We start from the raw sequence: 10,078 nt of genomic DNA, 5'->3' as shown, positions 1-10,078 counted from the left end.
TGATTTGCCAGGCCGACACCGTGGGCGTGTTCCAGATCGAGAGCCGGGCTCAGATGTCGATGCTGCCGCGCCTGCAGCCGCGCTGCTTTTACGATCTGGTGATCGAGGTCGCCATCGTGCGCCCGGGGCCGATCCAGGGCGGCATGGTGCACCCTTATTTACGACGGCGCCAGGGTCTGGAAGCGGTGCTGTTCCCGCCCGCACTTCAGGAAGCACTGGGGCGCACCCTGGGCGTGCCGATTTTTCAGGAGCAGGTGATGCAGATTGCCATGATCGCGGCTGATTTCACCCCGGATGAAGCCGACGATCTGCGCCGCTCCATGGCGGCCTGGAAGCGCAAAGGCGGCGTGCACAAGTTTTATGACCGGCTGGTGGGGGGCATGGTCCACAACGGCTACCCCACAGAGTTTGCCGAGAACATCTTCAAGCAGATACAGGGCTTCGGTGAATATGGATTCCCGGAGAGTCACTCCGCCAGTTTTGCGCAGCTGGCCTATGTCAGCGCCTGGCTCAAGTGCCATGAGCCCGCCTCATTTCTTGCGGCCCTGCTCAATTCGCAGCCCATGGGTTTTTACCCGCCGTCGCAACTGGTGCAGGATGCTAAACGCCATGGCGTGGCGGTGCGCGCGGTGGATGTGACGCACAGCGCGTGGGACTGCACGCTGGAGCCGTCCGCCCCCTTTTGCGGCGACGTGCAACCCGCCGTGCGCCTGGGCCTGCGTCTGGTCTCAGGCCTGGCTCAAGCCGCCGCGCAACGCATCGTCGCCGCCCGTATCGCAAGCCCTTTCACCCGCACCGAAGACCTGGCCCTGCGCGCCGCACTGGACCAGAGCGATCTCAAAGCGCTGGCCGCGGCCGATGCGCTCTCTAGCCTGTCCGGCCACCGCCGCCAGCAGGTGTGGGACGCGGCCGCCTTGAAACCCGCACCGCCCCTGCTGCATAGCGTGCCGGTGGATGAAGAACGGTTGACGCTACCGGCTGCCAGTGAAGGCGAAGAAGTGGTCTTTGACTACGCCGCGCTTGGGCTCACTTTACGCCGCCACCCCTTGTCGCTGCTGCGTGAGCAGCTATCAAAAGAGAAGCTGCTGACAGCCGCCCAGCTGCGCGACCTGCCCAGCGGTCGGCTGGTGCGGGCCTGCGGTCTGGTCACCGCGCGCCAGCAACCCCCCACCGCCAAGGGCGTGCTGTTCATCACGCTGGAAGACGAAACCGGCACGGTCAATGTGATTGTGTGGAAGCGTCTGCGCGAGCGCCAGCGCACCGCCGCGCTCAAGTCACGCCTGCTGGCAGTCTATGGCGTGTGGCAGCGCGATGAAGAGAGTGGCGCTGAGGTGCGGCATCTGATTGCCGGCCACCTGAAAGACCTGACGCCCTTGCTGGGCGACCTGGCGACGCTGAGCCGGGAGTTTCACTGACCCGGCCGCCGAGTTAGCGTTCAGTTGCCCTGGCCGAGATTCATCAGCCTTTCAGCTTGCCATCCGCGGACAATATACCAAGCGCAACATACTTCGAGCCGACCCGCGCGTTGGCCGAACCATAGTCCACGGTGAAACCGCCCAGATCGAAGTTGCGCAGGGCGGACAATGACTGCCTCAGCTTGGCCCGGGTCACACCGCGGCCGGCGTGGGTGAGGGCTTCGGCCATGATGCGCGCGTTGATATAGCCTTCGAGGCTGCCCGGGTCGAACAGCGGCTGGTCGATGGCGCGCATCGCACTCTGGTAGTCCCTGATGACAAGGTGTTTTGCCTGGTACGCATCGGGAAAGACCATCGTGATGGCGATGCCTTGCGCTTTTCCGCCCAATTCCTTGACGCCTGCTTGTGTCAGCGAGGCACTCACCCCGGCGATCGGCATCATGGACGACGCTTGTTTGAGCTTGGCCACCAGGCCGGTGGTTGCCGCGCCCGCTGTCCCCAGCAGCACCGCCGAGGGTTTGGCGGCCAATACAGCCGCGACCACACTGTCGAGGTTCTTGCCATCGGTTGCCAGGGGAACCATGGCAACGGCCTTGACGCCGGACGCCGTGAGCGCCCGGGTTGCGTCTTGCGCCACTTCCTTGCCATAGGGATTGTCCAGGTAGACCATCGCCAGATCCCGTATGCCCATGGAAACCAGATTTTGAACCAGCCGGTTTATTTCATCGGTGTAACTGGCGCGAACATGGAAGACGTTGCGCAGCTCGATCTTTCTCAGGCTCGAGGCACCCGTCAGCGGGCCCAGATGGGGTGTACCTTCTGCCTCGATGATCGGGGATATCGCGGCGTTATTGGGGGTGCCCAGGCACCCCATCAGGGCAATGACGCCACTGTCGCCAATCAGTTTTTTGACATTTTCCACGCTGCGGGCCGGAATGTAGGCGTCATCCAGCACCGAAAACCGCAGTGGGCGGCCTTCGACGCCCCCTCGGGCATTGATCTGATGAAACCCAGCGTCCACACCCAGTTTCATGTTTTGGCCAAAACTCCCCAGCGGTCCCGTCATCGCCGCGGTGCAACCGATCGTCAAGACATCGGCCGTATTTCCGGTTTGTGCATAGGTGTTTGAAATCAGGGAGGGAAAAACCAAACCTGTGGCCAATACAGGCGAGGAAGCAAGAAAATTTCGGCGATTCATGAATTTATCCTGTAAAGGAATTGGTGGGGATCTGAGTTGCGGCGGATCAAAGCTGGAGGGTATTTTAGGTGTTTTGCTTTGGAAAGCCTTAAAAAAGTACGGTCGTACTAAAAAGTGCACGCTAAATGATCGTCTCCATCCCTCGCGCCCGCGGCTCAATCTGCTGGTTCCCGTTGCGTCCGCCGAACACCCGGTAGTGGCCCACACCGGTCTGGATAGCTTGGGTCTTCAGGCGTCCGATGGACGATGCGCGCTGGCCAAAATGGCGTCCAGCATTTTTTTGACGACCAAACCGGTTGGCAGAATAGAGCAATTCAGTTCAAGGTCGGGGTGCTCGGGGGCTTCGTACGGGCTATTCAAGCCGGTCAAGTTCGGCAGCAGTCCGCTGCGGGCTTTTTTGTAGAGCCCCTTGACGTCGCGCTGCTCACACACGTCCAGCGGCGTACTCACATACACCTCCAGGAAATTCTCCGAGCCGATCAGTTCCCTGGCCATCTCACGTTCCCGGCGGAACGGCGAGATGAAAGCCGTCATCACAATCAGTCCGGCGTCCATCATCAGCTTGGCGACCTCGGCAATACGGCGGATGTTTTCCACGCGGTCGGCATCGGTAAAGCCGAGGTCCTTGTTCAGGCCCTGGCGCACGTTGTCGCCATCCAGAACATAGGTGCGCAGGCCTTGCGCATGGAGCTCGATTTCCAGCGCGTTGGCAATGGTGGATTTGCCGGAGCCCGACAGCCCGGTGAACCAGATGACCCGGCCTGGGTGTCCATTGAGCCTTTCACGGGCAGCTCTTGTAACCGATAGCGCCTGCTTGTGTACGTTGTGCGCCCGTCGCAGACTGTGGCGAATCATGCCGGCGGCGACGGTGGCATGGCTGAAACGATCAACCAGAATGAAGCTGCCCAGTGTCCTGGAGTTTTGGTAGCTGTCAAACACCAGCGGCTTGCTGGTGGCGAAGTTGCAAACGCTGATGTCGTTGAGCGCCAGATGTTTGCTGGCCTCGTGCGCCAGGGTGTTGATATCCACACGGTGCTTGATGCTGGTCACCGAGGCCGCTGCCCACTGCGTGGCCAGCTTGATGTCGTAACTGCGGCCGATGAGTCCGGCCTCTTCGTTCATCCAGACCAGCGTGGCTTCAAACTGGTCGGTGGTTTCCAGCGGGCGCTGGCCAAGAGACAGCACATCGCCGCGCGAGGCATCGATCTCCTGGCTCAGTCGCAGGGTCACGGCATCGCCCGCGACCGCTTCGGTGAGCAGGCCGTCCAACGTGACGATCTCGGCTACCGTCGCGGTTTGTCCGGAGCTTGTCACGCGAATTTCATCGCCCACCTTGACGCTGCCTTGCGCCACACCGCCGCTCAAGCCGCGAAAGGATGAATCGGGTCGATTGATCCACTGGACCGGAAAAACAAATGGGTCTGAACCGGGCGGATTGAGCTTGACGCTTTCCAGGAAACCCATCAAGGTGGGGCCTGCATACCAGGGGGTGTTGGTCGAGGCTTGGGTGATGTTGTCACCCTTGAGCGCACTGAGCGGGATGGCGGTGACGCTTTCGAAGCCGAGGGTCTGCGCGAACTGCTGGAAGGATTGCTGGATACGGTGAAAGTCGGCGGCGGCGAAGCCGATCAGGTCCATCTTGTTGACCGCCAGCACCACGTGGCGAATGCCCATGAGCGACACCAGGTAGGCATGGCGGCGGGTTTGCGTCAGGAGGCCGTGGCGGGCATCGACCAGCAGTACCGCAGCCGAGGCCGTTGATGCGCCGGTGACCATGTTGCGCGTGTATTGCTCATGGCCGGGCGTGTCCGCGACGATGAACTTGCGCTTGTTGGTGGCGAAAAAGCGATAAGCCACATCGATGGTGATACCCTGCTCGCGCTCGGCGGCAAGGCCATCCATCGCCAGGGCGAAGTCGATCTCATCACCTTGCGTGCCGTATTTTCTTGACTCGGTTTTGAGGGCTTCGATCTGGTCGTCGAACAGCTGCTGTGATTCCCATAGCAACCGACCGATCAGGGTGCTTTTGCCATCGTCCACGCTGCCGCAGGTGATGAAGCGCAACAGGTCCTGGCTTTGTTGCTGCGCCAGAAATTCGTCAAAAGTCGAGGGCCGCATGACCATCGGACTTGCAGCCGCGGGATGCGCGGCGGTGGCGGCGTTGGCTTGGCGTGCCATCAGAAATAGCCCTCCTGCTTTTTCTTTTCCATGCTGGCGGCGGCATCCGCATCAATGGCGCGGCCCTGGCGCTCGGAGCTGCGCGCGTGGATCAGTTCCAGAATGATGTCCGCCACGGTTTCGGCGCTCGACGCCACGGCGCCGGTGAGCGGGTAACAACCGAGGGTGCGAAACCGTACTTTTTTGGCCTGGATCTCCTCGCCCGGCAGCATGCGCATGCGGGCATCGTCGACCATGAGGATCATGCCGTCACGCACCAGCACCGGGCGTTCCTTGGCGAAGTACAGCGGCACCACCGGGATGTTTTCCTGGTGGATGTATTGCCAGATATCGAGTTCCGTCCAGTTGGACAGCGGGAAGACACGAATGCTTTCGCCTTTGCTTTTACGCGTGTTGTAGAGGTTCCAGAGCTCGGGGCGCTGGTTCTTGGGGTCCCAGCGGTGGGTGGCGGTGCGGAAGGAAAAAATGCGTTCCTTGGCGCGGGATTTCTCTTCGTCACGCCGCGCGCCGCCAAAGACCACATCGAATTGGTATTGGTCCAGCGCCTGCTTGAGACCTTCCGTCTTCGTGATATCCGTGTGCAGCGCCGAGCCGTGATCGAAGGGGTTGATGTCTTTCGCAATGGCTTGCGGATTGATGTGGACCAACAAGTCCATGTTGCTCTCGCGCACCATGTGGTCGCGAAACAGGTACATCTCCTGAAACTTCCAGCGCGTGTCCACATGCAGCAGCGGAAATGGCGGCGGCGCGGGATAGAACGCCTTGCGCGCCAACTGCAGCATGACCGAGCTGTCTTTGCCGGCTGAATAAAGCATGACCGGCTTGTCTGCTTCGGCCACCGCTTCGCGCATGATGTGAATGCTTTCGGCTTCCAGGCGTTTCAGATGGGGGCTGCTGGTTCGCGTTGGGCCAGGCGAACGCTGCTGGTGTTCGAGATCGAGTGTGGCTGGGTAGCTCAGCTGGCCCACGCTGACTTGCGCGGGCGCGGGCGCTTGGCGGCACAGGCCTACCAGACGGCCATGCGGGAAGATGGTGATATTTTTGCCGACGTGCGCTTGCAGATTTCGCAAGGCCGTTGCGATGCCCTGCGCGGTGGCCACCGTCTCGTCAATTGGCAGCCAATAGCGGGCACCCCGGGCATCGTTGGCATGAAGGCAATCTTTTCCATCGGGCAAATTAAAAAGTTGAGCAAACAGCACCAGCTTGCGTTTGCCGCGCGCCTGTTCGATTTCCCAGTTCAGTAGCACCGGGACGGGTTGTCGACCAAGCAGGTCTGCCAGTGTGTCAGGCGTCAAGGCGGACGGAAGAATGGCCAGTTCGTGCAGCCGACGCTCAGCGGTGCGCTTGGTGTCAGCCTGACCGATGCGGCTCAGATGCTGGAAGGCGAGCTCGGTATCCCATACCCGCGGCGCGTCCAGTCCAAGGAGATCAAGGTTTGACATGGCGGGGTTTGGATTGTCGCAATTTGTTTGGTGATCAATTTAATGTACAAATTGATACTTCGCAATAGGATTGAATCCGAATATGTGACCATAAAGCCTTAATGCGACAAATTTACATCACTTCAACGCTGGCGACCCAGGTGCTTGCAATTGCCCGTGAGGCTGGCGATGCCGTCATGCGGATTTATAACGCGATGTGCAGCGGCGGCGCCGGTGCCCAAGGGGTTTTGGTGGCCTACAAAGCCGATGAAAGTCCCCTCACCCAAGCGGACCTGGTGGCGCACCAGCTCATTGCACAAAGGCTGGCGGTCTTGGCACCCGATATTCCAGTGGTTTCAGAAGAGGATTCGCAGTCCCTGATGTACCGCTTGCAAAAGGGCGAATTCTGGCTGGTTGACCCACTGGACGGCACCAAGGAATTCCTGGCGCAAAACGGCGAGTTCACGGTGAACATTGCGTTGGTCAGGGACGGCAACGCGGTGTTGGGCGTGGTGGTGGCACCAGCACTCGGGCAAGCCTATTGGGGCGGGGTTGGTTTGGGGGCTTTCCGTCAAACGCAGGGTCTAGTGGAGCCGATTCGGGTGGCAACGCCGGGCGAGGCCGAGCGGCCCACGCGCGTCGTCGCCAGCAAAAGTCACATGAACGCCGAGACCATTGAGTTCATTGGCCAGCTGGGTGCCCATGAACTGGTGCAGGCCGGCAGTTCCTTGAAGTTTTGTCGCGTGGCTGAGGGGGCTGCGGATGTTTATCCGCGTCTCGGGCCTACGTGTGAGTGGGACACCGCCGCCGCCCAGGCGATCGTTGAGGCGGCCGGAGGCCATGTATCCAAGCTGGATGGCACACCTTTGCGCTACGGTAAGCCGGATGTCCTCAATCCGCATTTTGTCGCGTCCAGCGCGCCACTGCCTGATTGGCTTAAGCTGTGATGAAGGACGTGAATATGATCAATTTCGCACCGCGCGGCTATGCCGGCGTCACGGTCCGCCATACAGCGGCGGCGCTTCCCGTGGCGAGCCTGTTGGAGCGGGCCCAAGCCGCTGTCAAAGCCCACAACCACGCGCAAGCGGTTCAATGGTTTGAGAAAGCGCTAGGAGAAAATCCCGAGGATGCGCAGGCCAAGGTCGGGTTGGGGCAGTCTTTGTGCAACGTTGGGCGGCGTGACGAAGGTACTGCCTGTTTGCGGCAAGTTGGGCAGCATTTTTTGCAGGTGGCGCGCCAGAGTGGGGACATCAGCCAGTTACTTGATCTCACTGCGCAACTGCAACACTGGAGCGATTTCCCGGGCGCCCTCGACTTGGGCAAGCAGGCGGTCCAGATCAATGACACCGACGTTCGGGGCTTCCAGCTTCTGACCTTGACGTATTCCCAGTTGAACAAGACGAGCGACGCCCTGGCTGCCGGTCAGCGAGCGTTGGAGCTGGACCCGGAAAACAGCATGATGCATATTCTTCAGGGAAGTCTGGAGGCCGACGCGGGGCTGAACGCTGCCGCCAAGCTGCGCTTGGAAGATGTACTGACCTACGAACTGACGGCCAGGGAGGAATTTCGTGCCCACAAGGAGCTGGCACGCGTTCTCGACAAGTTGGGCGAATATGACCAGGTATTTCCCCATCTGCATGCCTCTGCCGGTTTTTCGAGCTCACTGCCAGAAATCAGTCGGCAAAACACGGCGTTCGTTCCGTCCATGCTCAAGGCCAACAAGCTCGGTTTTGATCGGGAACTGTTAAGCCGTTGGTCCGGTACTGCCTTCCCGCAGGAACTCCCGGCACCGACTTTCCTGGTCGGCTTCATGCGTTCCGGGACGACCTTGACTCAGGAGGTGCTGGATGCCCATCCTGGTGTATTCGTCGCCGACGAGGCGGATTTCATCTGGGCCGTGCACCGCGAACTGCACCAGATGGACAAGTCCAAGGGCGGCACGGCGGAGAAGCTGGGGCGGTTGGACTTGGCCGGTGTCATCCATTTGCGTGAGTTTTACTGGAACAGGGTGCGTCAGCGCTTTGGCGATAGCATCGGCGACCGATTGCTCGTGGACAAATTCACCATGAACACCATCGATCTGGGGCTGATCAATTTCATTTTTCCGGATGCCAAGGTGGTCTTCGTCATGCGCGATCCGCGTGATGTTTGTGTCAGCTGCTTCATGCAGCTCATGGTGCCATCACCCACCACGGTTCATTTGCTGACCTGGCAGGGAACGGCGGAGTTCTACGCCATGGTCATGGATTGGTGGATGTACATCAGGCAGCAAATGACGCTCGGCTTTATTGAATTTCGTTATGAGGATGCCGTCACGCAATTCGAGCCTACTTTTCGCAAGGTCTTCGATTTTCTTGGGCTCTCCTGGGATGCCGGTGTGGCGGATTTCCATAAGCGCGCTGCGGGGAAATTCATCGCCACTCCCAGCCGTACCCAAGTCACCCAGCCGTTGTACGCATCATCGGTGACGCGGTGGCGGCATTTCGAATCAGAGTTCGCGCCAGTTGCTGACTTGCTAGAACCGTTTGTCCGAGCCTTTCACTACGAACCCCCTTGAAAGAACCGATAGCGCATAGACAAACCTGCAACCCCATTGTTTAAGCGTAACCGAACTGTTCAATAAAGGGTTGCAATACCGGCATCACGTCGACCAGCTGCTTTTCGTATCGCGTCCAGCGGTATTTCGAATGCTGATAAATCGGTTGAACGACCTGGTGATAACTGGGCGTATTGATGATGCCGCGCTGCTGCGCATGTTGGGTGTGCTCCAGCACCGTGTCGCTCCATCCCACCCCAAGAAATTCCAGGAGCGCGCGCGTTTCTGGTTCAAAATTCGTAACTAAGTCCTCGTAACGAATGCGCTGCCAGTGCAGCGGGAGGCGTTCTGCATATTCGCGCCAAGCGACCATGACGCGGGTGTAGATTTCGGCGACGCGCTCAAGAGAAACAAACCCAACCATGGCATCGTTGATGCCGAAGTTTTGCATCAGGCAGCTCAATGTCACGTCACAGGGATGCCGAATGGCCAGAATAAATCGCGCCTTGGGAAAGACCCGCCAGAGAAGCGGTACGTAAACGATATTGAGCGGCAGTTTGTCCACCAGCAGGGTGCCGGGTTGGCGCACCACATGATGTGCGACTTCCTCCCAATATATCCTGCGCAGTTCGGTGATCTGATCGCCAGATAAATCCGCCAACGCATCGGTTCCGTTTCCGGTCATCTCGAGAAATGCCCGCTCCATAACTTCGACCATGGGTTTTTCGTCCAGAGTCTGCAAGCGTGGGTGGCTATCAAGTACCTGTTCCAGCAGGGTGGTGCCAGAGCGTGGGAAGCCGATCAGGAAAACTGGTGTTTCATCGTGCGATGGTGGCGCTACCTGTGAGGAAGCCACCAAGCGATCGGTCAACCAGGCGCGAGCGGTATCGCATCTGGCCAGAAATCGGGCGCCACTGCTCCCATCTGGATCTGTGGACAAGGCCATTCGGCGCTTGCCTTCAATCAGATGGGGTAAAACTTTGTTCGTATTCCCCAAGCGGTCGTGGAGCTGCCCGAGCAGAAGGTGGATATCCATACCGAGATTCTGGGGCATGGGTTGGTCAAGCACCGCCTCAAGCCTGGCCGCAGCCTCGGCATGACGGCCCATCCGTCGGTCCAGCCGAGCCGCTGCCAGATTGAGAATCGGGCTGCTGGGCATCTGCGCCAAGCCGCGCGCAATGTTTTCTTCGGCCTCCTCCAGGCGACCTTCCTTTTCCAGCAGTTCGCCCCGCTTTGCCAGCACGTACAGGGAGTCAGGCCGCAAGTCCAGGGCTTGGTGGTAAAGGTCAAATGCCTCCTTTACGCGTCCCTGCTTCTCCTGCAGTCGCGC

At 59.7% G+C, this 10,078-nt stretch carries 7 protein-coding genes and 1 pseudogene; 4 read left to right on the top strand and 4 right to left on the bottom strand.

Annotated features, from left to right (window positions below; translation table 11 throughout):
• The coding region (locus B3V69_RS05985; RefSeq protein ID WP_349679199.1) for an OB-fold nucleic acid binding domain-containing protein at positions 1-1,415 on the top strand (1,415 nt) is incomplete at its 5' end.
• A 43-nt stretch (positions 1,416-1,458) separates the two neighbouring features.
• Here the strand turns inward: B3V69_RS05985 and B3V69_RS05980 are convergent.
• The 3 genes from B3V69_RS05980 to cysD all read right to left on the bottom strand — a co-directional run bounded on the left by B3V69_RS05980 (position 1,459) and on the right by cysD (position 5,750).
• A complete protein-coding gene (locus tag B3V69_RS05980) occupies positions 1,459-2,613 on the bottom strand; it encodes an ABC transporter substrate-binding protein (protein WP_296444718.1) in 1,155 nt (384 codons plus the stop codon).
• A 228-nt stretch (positions 2,614-2,841) separates the two neighbouring features.
• Positions 2,842-4,737 (bottom strand): sulfate adenylyltransferase subunit CysN, encoded by a 1,896-nt coding sequence (gene cysN, locus B3V69_RS05975; RefSeq protein WP_414707470.1) that lies wholly within the window; start codon positions 4,735-4,737, stop codon positions 2,842-2,844.
• Between the two features lie 53 nt (positions 4,738-4,790).
• Positions 4,791-5,750 carry a sulfate adenylyltransferase subunit CysD gene (gene cysD, locus B3V69_RS05970; RefSeq protein WP_414707469.1) on the bottom strand — a complete coding sequence of 320 codons (960 nt, stop codon included), beginning with the start codon at positions 5,748-5,750 and terminating at the stop codon, positions 4,791-4,793.
• A 584-nt stretch (positions 5,751-6,334) separates the two neighbouring features.
• Here cysD and cysQ point away from each other — a divergent pair.
• The 3 genes and pseudogenes from cysQ to B3V69_RS05960 all read left to right on the top strand — a co-directional run bounded on the left by cysQ (position 6,335) and on the right by B3V69_RS05960 (position 8,769).
• The gene (cysQ, locus tag B3V69_RS05965) at positions 6,335-7,159 is read left to right on the top strand and encodes a 3'(2'),5'-bisphosphate nucleotidase CysQ (protein WP_296444713.1); all 825 of its coding nucleotides are present in this window, start codon (positions 6,335-6,337) and stop codon (positions 7,157-7,159) included.
• Positions 7,159-7,362, top strand: a pseudogene (locus B3V69_RS20720) (hypothetical protein); the annotation flags it as partial. The gene cysQ and the pseudogene B3V69_RS20720, both read left to right, overlap by 1 nt.
• Positions 7,363-7,440: 78 nt before the next feature.
• Positions 7,441-8,769 carry a tetratricopeptide repeat-containing sulfotransferase family protein gene (locus B3V69_RS05960; RefSeq protein WP_296444727.1) on the top strand — a complete coding sequence of 443 codons (1,329 nt, stop codon included), beginning with the start codon at positions 7,441-7,443 and terminating at the stop codon, positions 8,767-8,769.
• 40 nt (positions 8,770-8,809) lie between these two features.
• On the opposite strand, the gene B3V69_RS05955 is transcribed toward B3V69_RS05960, so the two are convergent.
• Positions 8,810-10,078: tetratricopeptide repeat-containing sulfotransferase family protein (locus B3V69_RS05955; RefSeq protein ID WP_296444711.1), on the bottom strand; the 1,269-nt coding region annotated here is incomplete at its 5' end.

This window comes from Rhodoferax sp. UBA5149 (assembly GCF_002413825.1).
In the GTDB taxonomy this organism is placed as follows: Bacteria; Pseudomonadota; Gammaproteobacteria; order Burkholderiales; family Burkholderiaceae_C; genus Rhodoferax.
The sequence above is the reverse complement of the archived record's forward strand: the minus strand, read 5'-3'. Positions and strand labels throughout refer to the sequence as shown.

Excerpts from the sequence above, each read along its gene's own strand:
- cysN (WP_414707470.1), bottom strand. The coding sequence starts at position 4,737 with ATGGTCATGCGGCCCTCGACTTTTGACGAATTTCTGGCGCAGCAACAA.
- B3V69_RS05980 (WP_296444718.1), bottom strand. The coding sequence starts at position 2,613 with ATGAATCGCCGAAATTTTCTTGCTTCCTCGCCTGTATTGGCCACAGGT.
- cysQ (WP_296444713.1), top strand. The coding sequence starts at position 6,335 with ATGCGACAAATTTACATCACTTCAACGCTGGCGACCCAGGTGCTTGCA.